The sequence below is a fragment of the Phytobacter palmae genome, assembly GCF_039409775.1.
GTDB classification, from domain to species: Bacteria; Pseudomonadota; Gammaproteobacteria; order Enterobacterales; family Enterobacteriaceae; genus Phytobacter; species Phytobacter palmae.
Genome location: NZ_JBCIVJ010000003.1, coordinates 208973 through 230761, shown reverse-complemented (window position 1 = coordinate 230761; position 21789 = coordinate 208973). Strand labels below are relative to the sequence as shown.

Sequence of the window (21789 nt, the reverse complement as noted above, 5' to 3'; positions counted from 1 at the left end):
ACCTCACGCACAATGATTGCTCGCTTCGCCCGTTGCACGGCGAAGATGCCACACCTGCAGGAGAATAAAAATGTCATCACTCAGTAAAGAAGCGGCTCTCGTTCATGAAGCCCTGGTTGCCCGTGGACTTGAAACCCCGTTGCGCCCGCCTGTCGACATGGATAACGAAACCCGTAAACGCCTGATAGCCGGTCATATGACCGAGATTATGCAGCTCCTTAATCTCGATCTGAATGATGACAGCCTGATGGAAACCCCACATCGCATCGCCAAAATGTACGTTGATGAAATTTTCTCGGGGCTGGATTACGCCAATTTCCCGAAAATCACCGTCATCGAAAATAAAATGAAAGTGGATGAGATGGTCACAGTGCGTGATATTACGCTGACCAGCACCTGTGAACACCACTTTGTTACTATCGATGGGAAAGCGACTGTCGCTTATATTCCCAAAGAGTCGGTCATTGGTCTGTCGAAAATTAACCGTATTGTGCAGTTCTTTGCCCAGCGTCCGCAGGTGCAGGAGCGTTTGACCCAGCAAATTCTGACGGCGCTGCAAACGCTGCTGGGGACCAATAATGTGGCTGTGTCCATTGACGCGGTGCATTACTGTGTGAAAGCGCGTGGCATTCGTGATGCAACCAGCGCAACCACGACGACCTCACTGGGTGGCTTGTTCAAATCCAGCCAGAACACTCGCCAGGAGTTCCTGCGCGCTGTGCGTCACCACAACTAATTAGCCTGGAGAGCCGGATACATGGAGCGAAATGTCACGCTGGATTTTGTTCGTGGCATTGCCATTCTCGGTATCCTGCTTCTCAATATTACCGCCTTTGGGCTGCCAAAGGCGGCCTACCTTAATCCCGCCTGGGCTGGCAGCATCACCTCAAGCGATGCCTGGACATGGGCGGTGCTCGACCTGTTTGCGCAGGTGAAATTCCTCTCCCTGTTTGCGCTGTTGTTTGGCGCGGGCCTGCAAATGTTGTTGCCACGCGGCAAACGCTGGATCCAGTCGCGTCTCACATTACTGGTGCTGCTGGGTTTCATTCATGCGCTGGTCTTCTGGGACGGCGATATTTTGCTGGCCTATGGGCTGGTGGGGCTTATCAGCTGGCGCATGATTCGCGATGCGCAAAGTGTGAAAGCGCTGTTCAATACCGGCCTTGCCCTCTATTTGACTGGCATTGTGGTATTGCTGTTACTGGGGTTTATCTCCGGTAGCGCACCCAATCGTTCATGGCTGCCGGGGCCGGCCAATATCCAGTATGAAGTCTGGTGGAAGACTACGGGCGGCATGATGGAGGCCATTGGTAATCGTGCTGACATGCTCTCCAGCGGTCTGCTGGCGCTGGGCGCTCAGTATGGCTGGGAGTTGGCCGGGCTGATGCTGCTGGGCGCAGCGCTGATGCGCAGCGGCTGGCTGAAAGGGCAGTTCAGCCCTGGGCACTATCGCCGTACGGGAGTGTTTCTGATAGCACTCGGCGTAGCGATAAATCTGCCGGCTATTGTTGCCCAATGGCAACTCGGCTGGGCATATCGCTGGTGCGCGTTTATTCTGCAAGCGCCGCGTGAACTGGGCGCCCCCATTCAGGTGCTGGGATATACCGCGCTTATCTATGGTTTCTGGTCACAGCTATGTCGCTGGCGGCTGGTCAATGCTGTGGCCTGCATTGGGCGGATGGCGTTGAGCAATTACCTGTTGCAAACACTCATTTGTACCACCCTGTTTTATCGTTTTGGCCTGGTAATGAAATTCGATCGCTTGCATCTGCTGGCTTTCGTCCCACCTGTCTGGGCCGTCAATATTCTCTTCTCCGTCCTCTGGCTGCGCCGTTTCCGTCAGGGACCGATGGAGTGGTTGTGGCGGCAATTAACCGCACGTGCTGCGGGGACATCATTGCCGCGCACATCCAGATAACGATCTGGATCACAATCATTAACAAAACGGATGTAACCGTTTCCATTCGTGTGATGCCACTCACGCAGCAACTTCTCGCCGACTGAGAGAATAGCCTCCTTGCTAAACAGGGGGTATCTGTGAGCTGCCATAATCAACATAAAGGTTGGTCCCTATGATCACCATTCGTGATGTGGCCCGTCAGGCGGGCGTTTCCGTCGCGACGGTTTCCCGTGTGCTGAATAACAGTGCGCTGGTCAGTCAGGAAACGCGGGAAGCGGTGATGAAGGCGGTTGCGCAGCTGGGCTATCGCCCGAATGCCAACGCGCAGGCACTGGCCACGCAGATCAGCGACACCATCGGCGTGGTGGTGATGGATGTCTCCGACGCCTTCTTTGGCGCGCTGGTGAAGGCGGTCGATACCGTGGCGCAACAGCATCAGAAATATGTACTTATCGGCAACAGCTATCATGAAGCGGAAAAAGAGCGTCATGCCATTGAGGTGCTGATACGTCAACGATGTAACGCACTGATTGTTCATTCAAAAGCGCTAAGCGATGAAGAACTCGCCGGGTTTATGGAGCAGATCCCGGGCATGGTATTGATTAATCGCGTGGTGCCCGGTTACGTCCACCGTTGTGTTTCACTGGATAACGTCAGCGGCGCGGTAATGGCTACGCGCATGTTGCTCAATCACGGACATCAACGCATAGGCTATCTCGCCTCGAGCCATCAGATTGAAGATAACGACATGCGCCGTGAAGGCTGGGTTAAAGCGCTTGCGGAGCAGGGCATTGCCGCGCCGGACGCCTGGGTAGGTATGGGTTCGCCGGATATGCAGGGCGGGGAGGCCGCTATGGTAGAACTCCTGAGCCGTAACCAGCAGCTTACAGCGGTATTTGCCTATAACGATAGCATGGCCGCCGGGGCGTTAACGGCGCTGAAAGATAACGGCATTGCGGTGCCACCGCATCTCTCTTTGATTGGTTTCGATGATATCCCGATTGCCCGTTATACCGATCCGCAATTGACAACGGTGCGTTACCCCATTGCGTCAATGGCCCGCCTGGCCACAGAACTGGCGCTGCTGGGGGCAGCGGGCAAGCTCGATCCCGAGGCAACACACTGCTTTATGCCGACGCTGGTGCGCCGTCATTCTGTCGCTTTACGTCAATCTGTGGGAACGATCACTAACTTATGAAGTTTGTTGATGTAACCGTTTTCAATCTGTGAGTAAATTCACAGTATCTTAACAAGACGGTGACTATCATGTCAGCGTTTTAGAAGCTGAAACACGATGTAACAGTGATTATTCACTTTCACTGAGTCATTCAGCCTGAAGCATCGAAGAAAGCGCATTATTGGAGCGTTACCGAACACGGAAGAACGAATTTTTTGAGTGAACTTCGGCGAAAAGTAACGTTTCATTAACTTGCTGCCCCGCCGATCATTATTCGCACGAACTACCCTGCATAAAAAAACCGGAGATACCATGAATAAGAAGGTGTTGACTCTGTCTGCTGTTATGGCAAGCATGCTTTTTGGCGCAGCCGCACATGCAGCTGATACCCGTATTGGTGTGACCATCTATAAATATGACGACAACTTTATGTCAGTTGTCCGTAAAGCCATCGAGAAAGACGCCAAAGAGGCTTCTGGCGTACAGCTGCTGATGAACGACTCCCAGAACGACCAGTCCAAACAGAACGACCAGATCGACGTTCTGCTGGCAAAAGGCGTTAAAGCACTGGCCATCAACCTGGTTGACCCGGCTGCTGCAGGCACCGTTATCGAAAAAGCACGTGGCCAGAATATTCCGGTTGTGTTCTTCAACAAAGAGCCTTCTCGCAAAGCGCTGGATAGCTATGACAAAGCTTATTATGTGGGTACAGACTCCAAAGAATCCGGCATCATTCAGGGCGACCTGATTGCCAAACACTGGGCTGACAACAAAAACTGGGACCTGAACAAAGATGGTCAAATCCAGTACGTTCTGCTGAAAGGCGAACCAGGTCACCCGGATGCTGAAGCACGTACGACTTACGTTATCAAAGAGCTGAATGACAAAGGCATCAAAACTGAGCAGCTGCAGTTAGATACCGCAATGTGGGATACCGCTCAGGCGAAAGACAAAATGGACGCATGGCTGTCCGGTCCTAACGCAAACAAAATTGAAGTTGTGATCGCAAACAACGATGCGATGGCAATGGGTGCGGTTGAAGCGCTGAAAGCACACAACAAAACTTCTATCCCGGTCTTCGGCGTGGATGCGCTGCCAGAAGCGCTGGCACTGGTTAAATCTGGCGCAATGGCCGGTACCGTGCTGAACGATGCGAACAACCAGGCGAAAGCGACTTTCGATCTGGCGAAAAACCTGGCAGACGGTAAAGGCGCAGCTGACGGCACCAACTGGAAAATCGACAACAAAATTGTTCGTATTCCTTACGTTGGTGTAGATCAGGGCAATCTGTCTCAGTTCATCAGTAAATAATTCGTTTTAAGCATGTTCTCACCGGGCGCAACAATAATAGTTGCGCCCTTATAATACGATATGCCAGGCCAACAAGGTATAATTATGGTCAGCAATAATACTCAGTCGTCCGGTGAATTCTTGTTGGAAATGAGCAATATCAACAAGTCTTTTCCAGGGGTAAAGGCTCTCGATAATGTGAATTTAAAAGTGCGTCCGCACTCAATCCATGCATTAATGGGTGAAAATGGCGCCGGTAAATCGACATTATTAAAATGCCTTTTTGGGATATACCAGAAAGACTCCGGTAGTATTCTTTTTCAGGGAAAAGAAATCGATTTCCATTCTGCAAAAGAAGCGCTGGAAAATGGTATCTCAATGGTTCACCAGGAACTTAACCTGGTGTTGCAACGTTCTGTAATGGATAACATGTGGTTAGGTCGCTACCCAACCAAAGGCGTGTTTGTCGATCAGGACAAAATGTACCGTGATACAAAAGCCATCTTTGATGAGCTGGATATTGATATCGATCCGCGTGCGCGCGTAGGTACATTATCTGTTTCGCAAATGCAGATGATCGAAATTGCAAAAGCGTTCTCATACGATGCCAAAATTGTCATCATGGATGAACCAACTTCTTCGCTGACCGAAAAAGAAGTTAATCACCTTTTCAAAATTATCCGTAAGCTGAAAGATCGCGGCTGCGGTATTGTTTATATTTCTCATAAGATGGAAGAGATCTTCCAGCTGTGTGATGAAATCACGATCCTGCGTGATGGTCAGTGGATTGCGACCCAGCCGCTCGAAGGGCTGGATATGGACAAGATCATTGCGATGATGGTGGGGCGTTCACTCAACCAACGTTTCCCGGATCGCCAGAACACACCAGGTGAGACGATTCTTGAAGTGCGTAATCTGACGTCACTGCGCCAGCCGTCAATCCGCGATATCTCTTTTGACCTGCGTAAAGGTGAGATTCTTGGTATTGCTGGTCTGGTCGGGGCGAAACGTACCGATATCGTAGAAACATTGTTTGGTATTCGTGAAAAAGCCACGGGTACTATTAAGCTACACGGCAAAAGTATTAATAACCACAATGCGAATGAAGCCATCAATAATGGTTTCGCACTGGTTACCGAAGAGCGTCGCTCTACCGGGATTTACGCTTACCTGGATATCGGATTTAACTCGCTTATTTCTAATATCCAGAATTATAAAAATAAAGTCGGTCTGCTGGATAATTCCCGTATGAAGAGCGATACCCAGTGGGTTATTGACTCTATGCGTGTAAAAACTCCCGGCCACCGTACCCAGATCGGATCGCTTTCGGGTGGTAACCAACAGAAAGTGATTATTGGTCGCTGGTTGTTAACGCAACCGGAAATCTTAATGCTTGACGAACCAACGCGCGGTATTGACGTTGGGGCGAAATTCGAGATCTATCAGCTGATTGCGGAGCTGGCGAAGAAAAATAAGGGGATTATTATTATTTCCTCTGAAATGCCTGAATTGTTAGGTATCACTGACCGTATTCTGGTTATGAGCAATGGTCTCGTTGCCGGAATTGTTGACACTAAAACGACAACGCAAAACGAAATACTCCGTCTTGCGTCTTTGCACCTTTAAGATCAGGGGCTCCTCATGAGTGCGTTAAATAAAAAAACTTTTCTCACTTATCTGAAAGACGGCGGTATTTACGTTGTTCTTTTAGTGTTACTGGCGATTATTATTTTCCAGGATCCTACGTTCTTAAGTCTGCTGAACTTAAGTAACATTCTGACCCAATCCTCCGTGCGTATTATTATCGCGCTGGGTGTGGCCGGGCTTATCGTCACACAGGGTACTGACCTTTCCGCAGGACGTCAGGTGGGTCTGGCGGCCGTAGTGGCGGCGACCTTGTTGCAGTCGATGGAAAACGTCAACAAAGTGTTCCCGGAAATGCATACGATGCCAATCATCGCGGTAATCGGCATTGTCTGTGTGATCGGTGCGGTCATCGGTCTGGTGAACGGTATTATCATCGCTTACCTTAACGTGACGCCGTTTATCACCACCCTGGGTACCATGATCATCGTGTACGGTATTAACTCCCTGTACTACGACTTCGTGGGCGCCTCGCCGATTTCCGGCTTTGACAGCGGCTTCTCCACCTTCACGCAAGGCTTTGTTGCGCTGGGTGCGTTCCGTCTGTCTTACATTACCTTCTATGCATTGATTGCTGTTGCTTTCGTGTGGGTCCTGTGGAACAAAACCCGCTTCGGTAAAAATATTTTTGCAATCGGCGGTAACCCGGAAGCGGCAAAAGTGTCTGGTGTTAACGTGGCACTGAACCTGCTGATGATCTATGCCCTGTCAGGTGTGTTCTATGCGTTCGGTGGGATGCTGGAAGCGGGTCGTATCGGCTCGGCAACCAACAACCTTGGCTTTATGTATGAACTCGACGCCATCGCAGCGTGCGTGGTAGGCGGCGTCTCCTTTAGCGGCGGCGTGGGTACGGTTCTGGGTGTGGTGACCGGCGTTATTATCTTCACCGTTATCAACTACGGTCTGACCTATATCGGTATCAACCCGTACTGGCAGTACATTATCAAGGGCGGCATCATCATCTTCGCGGTGGCGCTGGACTCCCTGAAATACGCCCGTAAGAAATAACACTCTGCTCCTCTCCGTTGCGAAGAGGAGCTGACCGGGCCCCGGGTGCGGCATTAGTACGCCACACCCGGGCATTTCTCCCCCTCACTATTTAGACAGCGCATCAGCGGCGCAAATCAGCGCCAGATGGCTCAACCCCTGCGGCACGTTGCCGCGCCATTCGCCACTGCGCACATCGAACATCTCGTTAAACGTCTCCACATTCCCTTTATCGCAAAGCGTCTTAAGAATGGTATCCATACAGCGTCGGGCGCGGTCTTTATCACCCATCTCCGCCAGCGCCTCCACCAGCCAGAATGAACAGGCGACAAAGGTGCTCTCCTCCTGCTCGACACCGCTGTAGCGATAGAGCATGGGTTCGCCGTGTCCCAGTTCATCCATAATGGCATTGAGGGTGGAACGCATGCGCTGCACATTACAGTGCTTACCATAATGCCAGGCAAGACAGAGTGAGGCATCGAGCCGGTCGCTGCCAGCATAAAAGGTATATGCCTGCTTTTTCTCCGACCAGCAATGCGCCTCAACCCATGCCTGGATGCGCGCTTTTTCACGATCCCAGCGGGCTACCCACGTCGCTTCCAGATGCCCCTCGCGCGCCAGATGCGCGGCAATATCCAGCGTAATCCAGCAGGTGATTTTGGAGTGGGTATAGTGTTGCAAGTCATGCAGTTCCCAGATGCCCGAATCCTCCTGCTTCCAGATATCGGCGCAGGTATTCGCCAGCGCGGCAAGTAGCCGGGCGGTAGTGAGATCCAGGATATGTCCGGCGCGGACAAACAGCAGGGCGGTAGCCAGCAGATCACCATACATACTGAGCTGTTGCTGGTCGCGGGCGTTATTACCTATGCGCACCGGCTGCGAGTTTTTATAGCCGCTTAGCGGAGGGTAGCTTTCTGCCGGAACGATGCCGCCATCAAGGGTATAACAAACGCGGACTTTGCCGTCATGGCGCAGGATGGTATTGGTGAGCCATGAGAAGGCCGCCTTGCACTCTTCCAGCGCGCCGATAACGGTAAAGGCACGGATGATCATGCAGGCATCCCGCGTCCAGGCGTAGCGGTAATCATAGTTTTTCTCGCCGCCGATGCCTTCCGGCAATGATGTGGTGGGCGCTGCCGCCAGGGCGCCGGTCGGAGAATAGAGCAGAAACTTCAGCGCCAGTGCCGAACGCTTGACGTGCTCAGGAAACACCCCTTCGTAGGTCAGGCTTTCGCACCATAGCCGCCAGACATGGTCGGAAATATCAATATGACCATCAATCTTTTCAAGAGACGGCACCGCCAGCGGCTCTTTATGACTCACCAGTAACGCCACCAGCGAACGCACACCCTCGCGGGCGACAAACGTTCCTTCAATCGCATGATCGTCAAAATGCGTGACGGAGACATCGTCAGAGGTCCGCAGCATCGCCATTAAATCGCCGATATGGATGACCTGACCTTTGTCGGTGTTCTGAATCCAGGGTGAACGGGTACAGGCCGCCGTTCCCGGCACAAAGATCACCCGTAGTTCGACTTCGCCTGCGATGCCCTCGATACGTCTTGCCAGTTCACACCATGGCAGGCGTCCGGCGTAATTGCTGTTGAGGGATTCGGTCAGCTTCACGCTACCGGATGCTGTCTGATAGCAGGTTTCCAGTACGTTGCTGTTTTCCCGATAGCGGCGCTCAACGCGATAGTCGCCGGTAGGTTCAATCTGGAAGAAACCGCCACTGGCGGCGTCGAGAATACGATCGAACAGCGGCGGAGAGTCCATATTGGGGGCGCACCACCAGTCAATTGCGCCGTCGGGAGCGATTAACGCCACCGAGCGACCATCACCAATGGCGGCGTAATCACCGAGTCCCGCATAGCCATCATGACGCGGCGGATGAGTGTACGACTCTTTCTTCATCTTTTCTCCTGGTCATAAGTATGGCGGCCATCTGCCGCCATAAATAAGTGCGTAGATCAAGCGTAACCAGGATTGGCGATAGCGCAGGAAAATGACCTGTCTTTTCATTAAGCTGACCAGCAGTCGCTGAGGATGTTCTTCCGTCTACTGTCGACACTTCCGGCGGCAGGTGCACTTTCGGTCTGCAAGCGGGGCAGGGCGTAACGCTTACAAAGGCAGGAAATGTAAAGCAGAACAGAAGTGAATCTGGATGCGTAATACGTAAAAGATTATCCGAGGAAGAGTAAGGGTAACGAGAAAAGCAGTGGCAGGCCGTAGCCTGCCACAGTTATTACAGCGTACCGGTGCCGCCGTCAGAACACCAGACCTGACCAGAAGAGTAAGAACTCTCGTCTGAGGCAAACAGCACATATAGTGGGGCGATCTCCACGGGTTGACCGGGTCGGCCAAGCGGTGCGGATGCGCCAAATTGTTTCACTTTTTCCTCAGGTTGACCGCCACTTGATTGCAGGACTGTCCAGTATGGCCCTGGAGCTACAGCATTGACGCGAATACCTTTTGAGCCAAGTTGCTGGGCCAGCGCTTTGGTAAATGCGACGCCGCAGGCTTTGGTTTGCGCGTAGTCCAGCAGAATAGGGCTGGGCTGGTAAGCCTGAACCGAGGTGGTATTGATAATGACCGCCCCTTCCTGCAAATGAGGGATGGCTGCTTTTGTTATCCAGAAGGGCGCATAAACGTTTGTCTTGAAGGTTGCATCAAACGCTTCTGTGGTCAGATCCTCAATGGATTCGCAGTACTGCTGGCGCCCGGCATTGTTGACCAGAATCTCCAGTCCCCCCAGTTCGCGGACCGCGCTTGCGACGAGTTGCTGGCAAAATGCCTCGTCACGCACATCACCGGGTAACGCTACCGCTTTACGTCCTTCTGCGGTTATCAAGGCGATTACCGCTTCGGCATCGGCTTGTTCCTCAGGTAAATAATTAATGGCTACGTCAGCGCCTTCACGAGCAAAAGCGATCGCAACGGCCCGACCGATACCTGAATCACCACCGGTAATTAACGCGCGCTTACCTGCCAGCCTTCCTGAACCGACATAACTTGTTTCCCCATGATCGGGAATAGGTTTCATCTCGGACGCTAATCCTGGCGGCTGCTGTGGCTGCGCCGGAAAAGGAGGACGTGGGTAATGAAGATGTTTCTTATCCGCAGGTGACATAATTATTTTCCTCTTTTGTAAACCAGAATTTTAAGGTAGACCTTAATATTCATTCGCGCTATCTGAACAGAAATAACGAAACGTTTTTTTTAATTTTTATACAAACAAAACTCGCTGCTTGGTTTATTTTCTGAAAAAGTACTGTCAGCGAAGCGGTTATTTTTGCAGGAGGTTACGTCAAGGATATATCTTCCGTTTGCCCTTTTTGTGAACACTGAGGTAACAAAATGTTAACTGATAACCTCCTGTTGAATAACATATATTCAGAATTTACCTGGACTTGTCATTAATAAGCGTGGCGATATTGTTGAGGGAATAACAAATTCACTTTTGCGTTAAAACTTCCCCAATTCTTTATTGTTAATTTTTTCATTTCGGTGCTACGCTCTTTGAGTCACAACATTCACAAGGAGATTAGGATGAACAATGAATCAGCATTTCCTGCATTTCCCGTTAATGGATGGCAGGTGGGAACAGTGGACGAGTTGAATGGCGTGGTTATTCGTTTTGGTTACAGTACTTCCCCTCATGCGCCGGGCGGTTCAACGTTCGAGTCGCAGTTTTTTAGTCTGACGCCGGAGAAGGTTAAAAGCCTCATTTACGATCTCCAGGTTAGTCTGCATAAGTATGAAGAAAAAGTTGCCTGATACCCCTCAGTTTATAAATAATTACCATTGCAGCAGCTGTGGCTCATGACAGTCTGCTGCTCCTTATTTTCAGGCATCTTACTCATTTATTTGTTAATTTCACTACAAAATAGTTAAGTGCCGCTACGTTACCGCTTAAGCCAATTCTTAATGTTGGCAAATTACCTGCTTCTTACGCTATATATTATAGTTGAGCAAGCCGTTGTAATGCTGAGCTGGAGCGCCTATGAATGTTGTGTATTTTAAAGTTGATCACCCGCCGCACGAAAGACCAAACTCAATTCACTACTATTTAAAATCCGTGCAGTTACTGCGGGATAATGCTGTTGTTGCCGACTTTGGTGATCTCAAAATAACCAATTTGCCCGCCTGGTTTTATACCGTTATCCCAACTGGCTTTAGTAAAATTGAATTTTCAATGAAAAACAGATCGCAGTTGCGTATTGAATGCCAGGCGGGTTACTTACGAACTGGTGAGTATATAGTCCTGACGCCAGGCGGTGAAATCACATTGCCGTTTAATGCGCTGACGGGGCTCTGGACGCTGAATAAGCAAGAGCAAGTACATATCGATCATCAAGAATTTATGGCGCGAAATTATTCTCTTATTCGCCCTGCCAAAATCCTTACGCGTGGCGTCTCAGTGTTCTGATACGGAGTTATGAGGTATCTAATTACTTTTCTTATCTAAATCAAGTAACTGCTCGACGGTGACCGCCGGGTAGCCCTGCGCATCATCAGGTACTTCCTGCAATGAGGGAATGGGTTCCAGCGGGCCCAGGAAGCGGGGTTCTCGTTTGAACACATATAAATCCGCGAGCGTCCCCAGACGTGCGCCAAATTCACGCACGCGTACACTCCACATATTTTTCGGCGAAGGTACGGCATAGCACTGCGCCTGGATGCCCATATGCTGGGCAATAAAAAGCGCACGCTCGCAATGGAAGCGCTGGGTGATAATAATAAAATCGTTGGTATCGAAAACCTTACGAGTACGAACAATCGAATCGAGCGTCCGAAAACCCGCATAGTCCAGTACGATATCCGAAGGGTCAACGCCTGCGGCAATCAGGTCTTTACGCATGGTTACCGGTTCATTATAGCTTTGCAGAGCGTTATCGCCGCTTAACAGCAGGTAATTCACTTTGCCGCTGTTGTAGGCATTCAGTGCGCCCTGAATACGATACCGGTAATACTGATTAATCACGCCAGTGCGATAATATTTTGCGGTGCCCAGCACCACCCCCACCTGACGCCACGGCAAGTCCTGCAGGTCATCATAGATATAGGGGGCCGTTTTCCAGCTTATCCAGCGGTCTAAGCCGAGCGCAGTCAACAGCAGTAAGCCGATAAGGACCAACAGGCTGTATACAAAGCGCTTTAGCATGCAGACAAACTCGGTACAGGGTTAAATTTCACTCAAGGCTACTTTACCCGTTCGGCAATCGCAAGAAACGGGCGTTCAATTGCGGGGTTTTTCATCACTGCGGGCAAAATGCCCGCAGTTGAGAGGTCAGTCGAGCAAAACACGCTCAACGTTCTGGCAACCCAGGGCGCGCAACGTGGCGACAGTCGCGTCCCATTGGGTGAGAGGGGCATCGGCTTTTTCGGCGAGTACCGCACGCTGCATATCCGGGTAGTCGTATCCGGCAAGGCTCATCAGATTCAGAGCGCCCTGTAGCGGTGGCAATGTCGGGTTAAATGCGGCATTTTCCGCATAGCTGCCACTGAAAATCCGCCCGTTTCGGCACTCGATAGCTACCCCGGACGGTGACTGTGTATACGGCGTATGGCTTTTATTAGCCGCAGTGATGGCCGCCTGAGAGAGTGCGTCTCCGCTCAGGGTAAACCCGTGGTCCTGCTCATCAAGTAGCAGGGTTTTGATCTCAAGATCCTTAGGACCGAAGGCGTCTGGCAGATAATCACCCAGGGTATGTGGCGTACGACCCGGTAAGTTAATACGTAGCGTCAGGCCGCTGTTCAGTTCATTCATAAACTGGCGACAGTGACCGCAGGGGGTGTAATTAACGGTGATAGAGGCCAGCGCTTTTTCGCCGCGCTGCCATGCGTGGCTGATGGCACTTTGCTCAGCATGGACGGTTTGCTGCATAGTGGCGCCAAGAAATTCCATATTGCTGCCGAAATACCAGGTACCGCTAATACCGCGGGCAATCGCGCCGACATTAAAATGCGAAAGCTCAGTACGTGCACAGGCTGCTGCTAACGGTAACAGAGCGAAAGCCAACGCGTCTTCGTCCATACCCGTGGCGTTAAGCAGAGTCGATACCTGTTCAGCGCTTAACATCGCGGGAAAATCCGCGTCCGCCAGCAGCGGTGCCAGTGCGGCCTGTAAATTCTCCGCAAGGGCCGGAAACGCAGTGTGAAAACGTGAATGCATGGCGTTGCCTCATAACAATGTAATGGGATCGTAGTGTAAGGGCCGTTTTAGCCTTTATATGTGATCAACATCTCACTGTATATGCAACGTATGCAATTCAAATTAAAAATGCGCGACTCATCGCAAATTTTAGCCCGCTATCGCGAGGATTACGGGAAAGAGGAATGGCGCAATCAGTGACGTAATAATCCCACAAATAACCAGTGCCAGTGAGCTGAACGCCCCTTCCTGATAATCCAGCTCCGCACAACGCGCGGTACCCAGGGCGTGAGAGGCTGTGCCCATGGCCAGGCCGCGGGCTGATTTTGTGCGAATACGCATGGCATCCAGCAGCGTGTGACCGAAGACCGCGCCCAGTACGCCGACAAAAATCACGCAAACCGCGCTAATCGCCGGAATACCGCCAATGCTGCCACCAACCGCCATGGCAATTGGCGTGGTGACTGATTTGGGCAGAATAGACGCGGCAATCTCTGGCGATGCGCCCATCATCAGCGCAATACCGGCTCCGCTCGCCATCGCCACAATACTGCCGAAAAAGCAGATAGTAATGATGGATTTCCAGCGCGCGCGAATCTGATGTAACTGCTCATAAAGCGGAAATGCCAGGGCGACCACCGCAGGTTGCAGTAAATCATTAAGAACTTTGCTTCCCTGAAAGTAGTGGTCATAAGGGATGCCGGTAACCAGCAGGAACGGGATAATCACCACCATCGCAATCAGCAAAGGATTAAGCAGCGCCATTTTGAAGCGTGCAGAGAGCTTACGCGCTGCAAAAAAGACCGCCAGCGTGAGCGGAAGCGACCACCAGATATACGCCATCATTTTTCACTTCCTTTCTCGCCAATGACTCTACGTTCGCCGTGCGCCAGATGAGTGGCCCAGCTCACCACGAGAAAAACGATAACCGTACTGACGGCACAGGAGACCACTATCGGGCCAAACTGCGCGCGCAGAATGTCGTAATACTGCATTACGCCCACACCAATTGGCACAAACAGGAGCGCCATGTAGCGGATCAGCACATAGCAGCCAGGATTAACCCATTTGGCAGGCAGGATTTGCAGCGCCAGCAGGACGAACATGATTAACATGCCGATGATGCTACCAGGTATAGTAATAGGCAGCAGTGATGAAATATAAATTCCTGCATATAAACAAGCATATATCAGAACAAACGCGCGAAGGTACTGCCAGATAATGTTCAGTGATTTACTCATGGTGAAGACCCTTGATGAAACGCATTCATCATACAATTAAAGCCGGAAATGTGCTACCGATCACATCATGAATTCTGAGCATACCAAACATTCCATTCCGGAACGTCGGGCATTACCACAAGATTGTTGTTCGCGAATTACGCACTGCCTTTACTCTGTGCGGTGGGTATCGCCTGGATGCTGTGGATCACTTCGCGCATTGCGCGGTTTACGACTTTATCCTGGCGCATAATCAACCCAAGCGTGCGGTGCAGCGCAGGAACCAGCGGCTGAATAATTAAGCCTGCGCAATCTTCGGCCTGGGTGACTGACATCCGCGGCACAATGCTATAACCGAGCCCGGCGCGTACCATCCGTTTTATCGCCTCAATACTGCCAAGTTCCATCACTGGCGAGGTACTCTTACCGGCACGCTGAAACCAGCCGTCAATAAGTTGTCGTGTGCTACTTCCGGATGCAAAAACGATCAGTGGTAGTTGCTCCGTCTCTGCGCCAGATTCGCCCTCGGGCGGTTTTGCCGTGATGGTGACGAATTCATCGACCATGACCGGCGTTACGTCCAGGTTTCTGCTGGTTGCGGGCAGGGTAACCAGTCCTATGTCGATACTGTTCTCCTCAACACCCCGAACAATGTCCTGCGTATTGCCGGTTCTGACGCCGACCGACAGTTGAGGGTAGTCTTTACGCAACTGTTGCAATATGGCTGGCAATAAATGAATACACACCGTGGCGCCAGTGCCAAGGGTAACCGTGCCGCTGATATCGAGCTTGTGCATGGCGACAGATTGCACCGCTGCACTCACGGCTTTTTCAATTTCTTCGCAGTGCGCCAGTAACGTCAGCCCTGCCGGTGTCGGACGAACGCCACGACCAGTACGCTCAATCAGGCGGGTTTGCAAAGCGGTCTCCAGCTGGCGCATCTGCAAACTGACCGCAGGCTGGGAGATCCCCAGCGCTTCGGCTGCAGCAGTAAAGCTGCCCCGGCCGATGACCAGCCTGTAGGTCGTCAATTGATCGAGACTGAGGTGTGCCATCCAAAGTTTTCCTTATACGGGTAATAAGCGCAGCACTGTGTCTGTACTTATGCGATCCGGCTAGCCTGTCAACACACCTGAGCAGGAGCCGGACAATGGAAATTATCGAAGCAGAAGAACAACATATTAGCGCAATGCAGCAAATATACGCCTGGCACGTGGTGAATGGCAGTGCCTCATTTGAGACCACCGCGCCTGACAGAGACGAAATGCTGGCGCGTTTGACTAAGACTCGCACTGCCGGGTTGCCGTGGTTTGTCATCCTCGAAGAGGGGATCGTCAAGGGCTATTGCTACCTCTCACACTATCGCACGCGTTATGCCTACCGCTACACACTGGAGGATTCTATCTACATAGATGAGCGATTTCGCCAGCGTGGCGCAGGCAAAGCGTTGCTGGCGAAAGCCATAGAATGGGCAGAAAACCACGGCTATCGCCAGCTCATTGCCGTTGTTGGCAACAGCGAAAATGTGGGGTCGCTGCGCCTGCATCAGCGGGCAGGTTTTACCCAAACAGGAACGTTGAACAATGTCGGTTTCAAACATGGTCGCTGGCTGGATATTGTCATTATGCAGCGCACCCTGGGCGAGGGAGGCTCGACCCTGCCGGTGGCGGATGTTTACCCACGCTCGGCCTGATGCCGTCGTGTTTTGAAACACTCTTTTCTCCCTGTGTCAGAGGCGCTACTATGTCGCCTCATTTTTTCAGGGGCAATGTATGCGTGTATTACTGGCGCCGATGGAAGGTGTGCTCGATTCGCTGGTGCGCGAGCTGCTGACCGAGGTCAACGACTACGATCACTGTATCACCGAGTTTGTGCGCGTGGTTGACCAGCTGTTGCCGGCAAAATCGTTCTACCGCATCTGCCCTGAACTGCATCATCAAAGTCGCACCCCCTCCGGCACCCTGGTGCGTGTGCAGTTGCTGGGGCAATACCCCGAGTGGCTGGCGGAAAATGCGGCTCGCGCGGTGGAATTAGGTTCCTGGGGCGTCGATCTCAACTGCGGCTGCCCGTCGAAGCTGGTAAATGGCAGCGGCGGTGGGGCAACGCTGCTCAAAGACCCCGAGTTAATTTATCGCGGGGCAAAAGCCATGCGCGAAGCCGTACCCGCTCACCTGCCGGTGACGGTAAAAGTGCGTCTGGGGTGGGATAGCGGTGAGCGGCAGTTTGAAATTGCCGATGCCGTTCAGCAGGCCGGGGCTTCTGAACTGGTGGTTCACGGGCGCACAAAAGAAGACGGCTATAAAGCAGAACGTATTAACTGGCAGGCCATTGGTGAGATTCGCCAGCGTCTTAGCATTCCGGTTGTCGCAAATGGCGAGATTTGGGACTGGCAGAGCGCTCAGGACTGCATGGCGGTGACCGGCTGCGATGCGGTAATGATTGGTCGTGGCGCGCTGAACGTACCTAACCTGAGCCGGGTAGTGAAAGAAAATGCGCCGCGTATGCCCTGGAGCGAGGTTGTCGCGCTACTGCAAAAATACACGCGGCTGGAAAAGCAGGGCGATACCGGAATGTATCACGTGGCGCGGATCAAACAGTGGCTGGGTTATCTGCGCAAAGAGTACGTCGAAGCGATCACGCTGTTTGAGCAGATTCGTACTCTTAAAAGCTCGCCGGATATTGCCCGCGCGATTCAGGCGCTAAAAGCGTAAACTCTGCGATCATAGTCACGTTTTTGCGTGGCATTGATTGAGTGAATGAAGCAACCTGATAGAGTTTCCCACGGATTGTTACTGCATAAGCAGGCTAAACCTGATGTTCTGGCATTTGCCGGAAGTCAGGTTTTTTTGTTTCTGGGGTTCGGATGAAAATCGCCAAAATACTTAATAATAATGTGGTGGTCGTGCTGGATGAACAACAACGCGAGCAGGTCGTCATGGGCCGGGGGCTCGCGTTCCAGAAACGTACCGGCGATGAGCTGGATGAGAGCAAAATCGAAAAGATTTTTGCCCTGCAAAGTGACGAACTGGTCAGGCGCTTAAGTGAACTGCTCAATCAGATCCCGCTTGAGGTGATGACCGCCTGCGATCGCATTATTGAACTGGCGCGCAGCCGACTGGGAAAATTGCAGGAGAGCCTGTATATCACCCTGACAGACCACTGTTTTTTTGCCATTGAACGGCTGAAAACAGGACAGGTGATTCGTAACGTTCTCTTGTGGGAGATACGCCGTCTCTATCCCAAAGAGTTCCAGATTGGACAAGAGGCGCGGGCGATCATCGCAAAACGCCTGGGCGTGGAATTACCAGAAGATGAAGCCGGGTTTATTGCGCTGCATCTGGTCACCGCGCAGCTTAACAGTGATATGCCGGATGTTATGCATATCACCAAAGTAATGCAGGAGATCCTGCATATTGTGAAATACCAGTTGAAACTCGACTATAACGAAGAGTCGCTCAGCTACCATCGTTTTGTCACGCACCTGAAATTTTTCTCGCAGCGGATGTTAACGCGCACGGTGGTCGAGGATGATGATTTGTCACTGCACCAGGCCGTTAAAGAGAATTATGCCAGCGCCTGGCGTTGTGCGGAGAAAGTGGCTCGCCATCTGGAACAAAACTATCAGCGGAACCTCACTACCGAAGAAATTATGTTCCTTGCGATTCATATTGAGCGTGTACGAAAAGACAAACGCTGAAAGAGAGCGAAGAGTTACACAACATTATCCTCCTTGCAGGAGGGCGGCGATGCAGCAGAGACCCGGGAGCGTAGTTAAGTCAGTTCCGGGGATGAGCAAGGCTACCAATGCACCTGCAACGTAAAGAATGAAGTGTAAAACAGGATTGTTACTGCATCTCGCAGGCAAAACCTGAGCCCGGCCCGCGAGGTGCTGGACTCAGGTTTTTTTTTATCTCAGTCATAGCCTTCGGGCATAAGAAGTAAGGAAAAAGCATGGAATATCAAGCGCTGGCGAAAGATATTCTCAGCCACGTCGGGGGCAAGGAGAACATTACCAGTCTGGTGCACTGCGCCACCCGGTTACGCTTTAAGCTCAAAGATAACAAGAAAGCAGATGCCGCAGGGCTGAAAGCCAACCCTGGCATCATTATGGTCGTAGAAAGCGGGGGGCAGTTTCAGGTGGTGGTCGGTAACCACGTTCATGACGTCTGGCAGGCGGTGCGTGATGAAGCCGGGCTCACGGATGACACACCGGTTACAGAGCCAGCTCAGGGGGAGAAAATCTCTCTTTTTGGGCGGGTAATCGACACCATTTCCGGTATTTTTACCCCTTTTATTGGCATCATGGCGGCCTCCGGGATCCTGAAAGGGCTCCTGGCGCTTGCCGTGGTTTGCGGCTGGCTGACAACCAACAGCGGAACATATCAAATCTGGTTTGCCGCCAGCGATGCGCTGTTCTTCTTCTTCCCCCTGATACTTGGTTACACCGCCGGTAAGAAATTTGGCGGTAACGCTTTTGTGACGCTCGCGATTGGGGGGGCATTAACCCACCCGCTTATGATCAAAGCGTTCGAAGTAAGTCAGGCACCCGGGGCGATAAGCGAAACCTTCCTGGGCATCCCGATTACCTTTATCAACTACAGTGGTTCGGTTATTCCTGTCATCATTGCCGCCTGGGCAAGCTGCTGGCTGGAAAAACAGTGCAATAAGTTCCTGCATCCGGCGGTAAAGAACTTTTTTGGCCCGCTGATCTGTATTGCGGTGATCGTGCCGCTGACTTTTCTGGTGATTGGCCCGATGGCGACCTTGCTTAGCCAGGGGCTGGCGCACGGCTATCAGGCCATTTATGTCTTTGCGCCCTGGCTTGCTGGCGCTGCGTTGGGTGCGCTGTGGCAGGTGTGCGTGATTTTCGGCCTGCACTGGGGGCTGGTGCCGCTGATGATCAATAACCTGACCGTGTTCGGCCAGGATACGATGCTGCCCATTTTGCTGCCTGCGGTACTGGGCCAGGTGGGGGCGGTACTGGGGATTTTCCTGCGTACCCGTGACCCACGCCAGAAAATATTGGCCGGTTCGGCGGCCACTGCGGGTATCTTCGGTATTACTGAACCAGCGGTCTATGGTCTGACGCTACCGTTGCGCCGTCCGTTTATTTTTGGCTGCCTTTCCGGGGCTATTGGCGGAGCGATCGTTGGCTTTAGCAACAGTCACGTCTACTCGTTTGGCTTTGCGAATGTCTTTACTCTGGCGCAGATGATCCCGCCGGGTGGAGTGGATGCCACCTTATGGGGCGGGATCCTGGGATCGATTGTTTCACTGGTGCTGGCGTGCATTCTGACCTTTGTGGCGGGAATGCCGAAAACGGCGGTGGTGGCAAAACCGATTGCCGTTGTGCCGGGTGAAAATGACATCCTCTCCCCGATGACGGGTACTGTCCTGGCGCTGGAGCAGGTACCGGACAGCACCTTTGCCGCCGGGCTGCTGGGGCAGGGGGCTGCGATTATCCCTTCGGACAATAAAGTGATTGCACCCTTTGCCGGTGAAGTAGCCTCGCTGTTCCAGACCAAACACGCCATCGGTTTATTAAGCGATAGCGGTATTGAGGTGCTCATTCATGTGGGAATCGATACCGTCAGGCTGGACGGCAAGCCCTTTACCGCGCATGTCAGCGTTGGCGATAAAGTACAGCCTGGCGATTTACTGCTGGAGTTTGATCGCGATGCGATCCTCTCGGCCGGATACGATCTGGCAACGCCCATCATCATCAGTAACAGTGACGACTATCGCGCTGTGACGACCGTGGCATCGACATCGGTGGAATCCGGTATGCCGCTGCTGGCCGTCAATCGTTAATCAAAGGAGATATCAATGAATACATTCCCGAATGACTTCTTATGGGGCGGCGCTATCGCTGCAAACCAGGTGGAAGGCGCTTATCTGGAAGACGGCAAAGGCCTTTCCACCTCTGACGTGCAACCCAAAGGCGTGTTCGGTGACGTGGTAGAGCGAGTGGCGGGCGACAGCAGCCTGAAAGATATCGCTATCGATTTCTATCACCGCTACCCGGAAGATATCGCCCTGTTTGCTGAAATGGGCTTTAGCTGTCTGCGTGTCTCCATCGCCTGGACGCGTATTTTCCCCAATGGTGATGAAACCACGCCCAACGAAGCGGGGCTGGCGTTTTACGACAAACTGTTTGACGAGATGATCAGTAAAGGGATGACGCCGCTGGTGACGTTATCCCATTACGAAATGCCATGGGGGCTGGTGAAGGGTTATGGCGGCTGGGGCAGCCGTCAGACCATTGCCTTCTTTGAGCGTTATGCCCGCACGGTGTTTGAACGTTATAAAAACAAGGTGAAACTGTGGCTGACTTTTAACGAGATTAATATGTCGCTGCATGCGCCGATGACGGGGGTGGGTCTTCCGGGAAACAGCAGTAAAGGTGAGATCTTTCAGGCCATCCACCATCAGCTGGTGGCGAGCGCGCTGGCGGTAAGAGCCTGCCACGACATTATTCCGGATGCCAAAATCGGCAATATGATCCTCGGCGGCCTGATGTATCCGCTGAGCTGCAAACCGGAAGACGTGCTGGAAACCCTGCAACAAAACCGTACCTGGCAGTTCTTTGGTGACGTGCAGTGCCGTGGCGAATATCCGGGATATATGCGGCGTTTCTTCCGTGAAAACGGCATCAACCTGGAGATCACCGATGCGGATCGTGACGCGCTGCGCACCACCATCGACTTTATCTCGTTTAGCTACTATATGACCGGCTGTGTCACCACCGACGAAGAGCTGAACCAGAAAGCGCGCGGCAACATTCTCAGTATGGTGCCAAACCCGCACCTGGCAAGCTCGGAGTGGGGCTGGCAGATTGACCCGATTGGCCTGCGCACGCTCCTCAATGTCATGTGGGATCGCTGGCAGAAGCCGCTCTTTATCGTGGAAAACGGACTGGGCGCGAAAGACAAACCCCAGGCCGATGGCACTATCAATGATGATTACCGCATCAGCTACCTCAATGATCATCTGATACAGGTACGCGAAGCCATCGAAGACGGGGTGGAGATCATGGGGTACACCAGTTGGGGGCCAATTGATCTGGTGAGCGCATCGAAAGCGGAGATTTCTAAACGTTATGGATTTATCTACGTTGACCGTGACGATGCCGGAAACGGTACGCTGGCCCGAAGCCGTAAAAAAAGCTTCTGGTGGTATAAGGATGTCATCGCCAGCAAAGGCGCATCGTTGACGCGGTAAGCGGCGGCTGTCATTCGAAATAGCCCCTCACTTCCACGGAGGTGAGGGGCGGTTTTTAGAAGATCATCTTAAACACGCCGGTGACCACCAACAGCCCAATCAAAAAGATAATCAAAATAACCCACAGCAATACCTTCAACATTCGTTTCTCTCCCTTGATGCGTTTTACTCACCGCAAAGTGTAGCAATCGTTCAG

21 protein-coding genes are annotated in these 21789 nt (G+C 52.2%); 13 read left to right on the top strand and 8 right to left on the bottom strand.

All coding sequences use genetic code 11. The features are described 5' to 3' along the window. The first annotated feature begins 70 nt into the window (after nt 1-70). The 6 genes from folE (at nt 71) to mglC (ending at nt 7019) form a co-directional block, all read left to right on the top strand. Nucleotides 71-736, top strand: a complete 666-nt coding sequence (folE, locus tag AAIG39_RS06290) for a GTP cyclohydrolase I FolE (RefSeq protein ID WP_039079972.1) — start codon at nt 71-73, stop codon at nt 734-736. A gap of 21 nt (nt 737-757) precedes the next feature. Beyond that, nucleotides 758-1918, top strand: a complete 1161-nt coding sequence (gene yeiB / locus AAIG39_RS06285; protein WP_343193425.1) for a DUF418 domain-containing protein YeiB — start codon at nt 758-760, stop codon at nt 1916-1918. A 154-nt stretch (nt 1919-2072) separates the two neighbouring features. Further along, a complete protein-coding gene (galS, locus tag AAIG39_RS06280) occupies nt 2073-3098 on the top strand; it encodes an HTH-type transcriptional regulator GalS (RefSeq protein ID WP_090085404.1) in 1026 nt (341 codons plus the stop codon). 291 nt (nt 3099-3389) lie between these two features. Then, nucleotides 3390-4388 carry a galactose/glucose ABC transporter substrate-binding protein MglB gene (mglB, locus tag AAIG39_RS06275; RefSeq protein WP_090085406.1) on the top strand — a complete coding sequence of 333 codons (999 nt, stop codon included), beginning with the start codon at nt 3390-3392 and terminating at the stop codon, nt 4386-4388. A gap of 84 nt (nt 4389-4472) precedes the next feature. Continuing rightward, nucleotides 4473-5993 (top strand): galactose/methyl galactoside ABC transporter ATP-binding protein MglA, encoded by a 1521-nt coding sequence (gene mglA, locus AAIG39_RS06270; protein WP_047369544.1) that lies wholly within the window; start codon nt 4473-4475, stop codon nt 5991-5993. Nucleotides 5994-6008: 15 nt separating this feature from the next. Further along, nucleotides 6009-7019: a galactose/methyl galactoside ABC transporter permease MglC gene (gene mglC, locus AAIG39_RS06265; protein ID WP_090085408.1), complete on the top strand. Its 1011-nt coding sequence runs from the start codon at nt 6009-6011 to the stop codon at nt 7017-7019. 87 nt (nt 7020-7106) lie between these two features. Here mglC and AAIG39_RS06260 read toward each other — a convergent pair whose 3' ends face one another. Next, a complete protein-coding gene (locus AAIG39_RS06260; RefSeq protein ID WP_343193424.1) occupies nt 7107-8912 on the bottom strand; it encodes a glycoside hydrolase family 15 protein in 1806 nt (601 codons plus the stop codon). A 331-nt stretch (nt 8913-9243) separates the two neighbouring features. Then, nucleotides 9244-10128: an SDR family oxidoreductase gene (locus AAIG39_RS06255; protein ID WP_249569183.1), complete on the bottom strand. Its 885-nt coding sequence runs from the start codon at nt 10126-10128 to the stop codon at nt 9244-9246. Between the two features lie 419 nt (nt 10129-10547). Between AAIG39_RS06255 and AAIG39_RS06250 the strand changes: the two genes are divergently transcribed. Further along, on the top strand, nt 10548-10775 hold the full coding sequence (locus AAIG39_RS06250) for a hypothetical protein (protein WP_343193423.1): 228 nt from the start codon (nt 10548-10550) through the stop codon (nt 10773-10775). A gap of 226 nt (nt 10776-11001) precedes the next feature. Next, entirely contained in the window at nt 11002-11427 is a 426-nt protein-coding gene (locus tag AAIG39_RS06245) for a hypothetical protein (RefSeq protein ID WP_249569182.1), read from the top strand. An 18-nt stretch (nt 11428-11445) separates the two neighbouring features. Here AAIG39_RS06245 and sanA read toward each other — a convergent pair whose 3' ends face one another. The 5 genes from sanA to AAIG39_RS06220 form a co-directional block, all read right to left on the bottom strand. Continuing rightward, the gene (gene sanA, locus AAIG39_RS06240; RefSeq protein WP_090085416.1) at nt 11446-12162 is read right to left on the bottom strand and encodes an outer membrane permeability protein SanA; all 717 of its coding nucleotides are present in this window, start codon (nt 12160-12162) and stop codon (nt 11446-11448) included. 126 nt (nt 12163-12288) lie between these two features. Beyond that, nucleotides 12289-13173, bottom strand: coding sequence for a cytidine deaminase (cdd, locus tag AAIG39_RS06235; protein WP_090085418.1), 885 nt, complete (start codon nt 13171-13173; stop codon nt 12289-12291). Between the two features lie 129 nt (nt 13174-13302). Next, on the bottom strand, nt 13303-13998 hold the full coding sequence (locus AAIG39_RS06230) for a CidB/LrgB family autolysis modulator (RefSeq protein WP_249569181.1): 696 nt from the start codon (nt 13996-13998) through the stop codon (nt 13303-13305). Further along, nucleotides 13995-14393 (bottom strand): CidA/LrgA family protein, encoded by a 399-nt coding sequence (locus AAIG39_RS06225; RefSeq protein ID WP_090085421.1) that lies wholly within the window; start codon nt 14391-14393, stop codon nt 13995-13997. The genes AAIG39_RS06230 and AAIG39_RS06225 overlap by 4 nt, the downstream gene beginning before the upstream one ends. Nucleotides 14394-14530: 137 nt before the next feature. Next, a complete protein-coding gene (locus AAIG39_RS06220) occupies nt 14531-15427 on the bottom strand; it encodes a LysR family transcriptional regulator (protein ID WP_090085423.1) in 897 nt (298 codons plus the stop codon). A 95-nt stretch (nt 15428-15522) separates the two neighbouring features. Between AAIG39_RS06220 and AAIG39_RS06215 the strand changes: the two genes are divergently transcribed. From AAIG39_RS06215 to AAIG39_RS06195, 5 genes are all read left to right on the top strand, one after another. Then, entirely contained in the window at nt 15523-16065 is a 543-nt protein-coding gene (locus tag AAIG39_RS06215) for a GNAT family N-acetyltransferase (RefSeq protein ID WP_343193422.1), read from the top strand. A gap of 79 nt (nt 16066-16144) precedes the next feature. Then, nucleotides 16145-17083, top strand: coding sequence for a tRNA dihydrouridine(16) synthase DusC (dusC, locus tag AAIG39_RS06210; RefSeq protein ID WP_090085427.1), 939 nt, complete (start codon nt 16145-16147; stop codon nt 17081-17083). 152 nt (nt 17084-17235) lie between these two features. Beyond that, the gene (gene bglG / locus AAIG39_RS06205) at nt 17236-18069 is read left to right on the top strand and encodes a transcriptional antiterminator BglG (RefSeq protein WP_249569177.1); all 834 of its coding nucleotides are present in this window, start codon (nt 17236-17238) and stop codon (nt 18067-18069) included. Between the two features lie 254 nt (nt 18070-18323). Next, nucleotides 18324-20183 carry a PTS beta-glucoside transporter subunit IIABC gene (gene bglF / locus AAIG39_RS06200; RefSeq protein ID WP_343193421.1) on the top strand — a complete coding sequence of 620 codons (1860 nt, stop codon included), beginning with the start codon at nt 18324-18326 and terminating at the stop codon, nt 20181-20183. A 15-nt stretch (nt 20184-20198) separates the two neighbouring features. Next, nucleotides 20199-21593 carry a glycoside hydrolase family 1 protein gene (locus AAIG39_RS06195; protein WP_090085432.1) on the top strand — a complete coding sequence of 465 codons (1395 nt, stop codon included), beginning with the start codon at nt 20199-20201 and terminating at the stop codon, nt 21591-21593. A gap of 55 nt (nt 21594-21648) precedes the next feature. Here AAIG39_RS06195 and AAIG39_RS25795 read toward each other — a convergent pair whose 3' ends face one another. Continuing rightward, nucleotides 21649-21732, bottom strand: a complete 84-nt coding sequence (locus AAIG39_RS25795; protein WP_090085588.1) for a small membrane protein YohP — start codon at nt 21730-21732, stop codon at nt 21649-21651. Between the last annotated feature and the right edge of the window lie 57 nt (nt 21733-21789).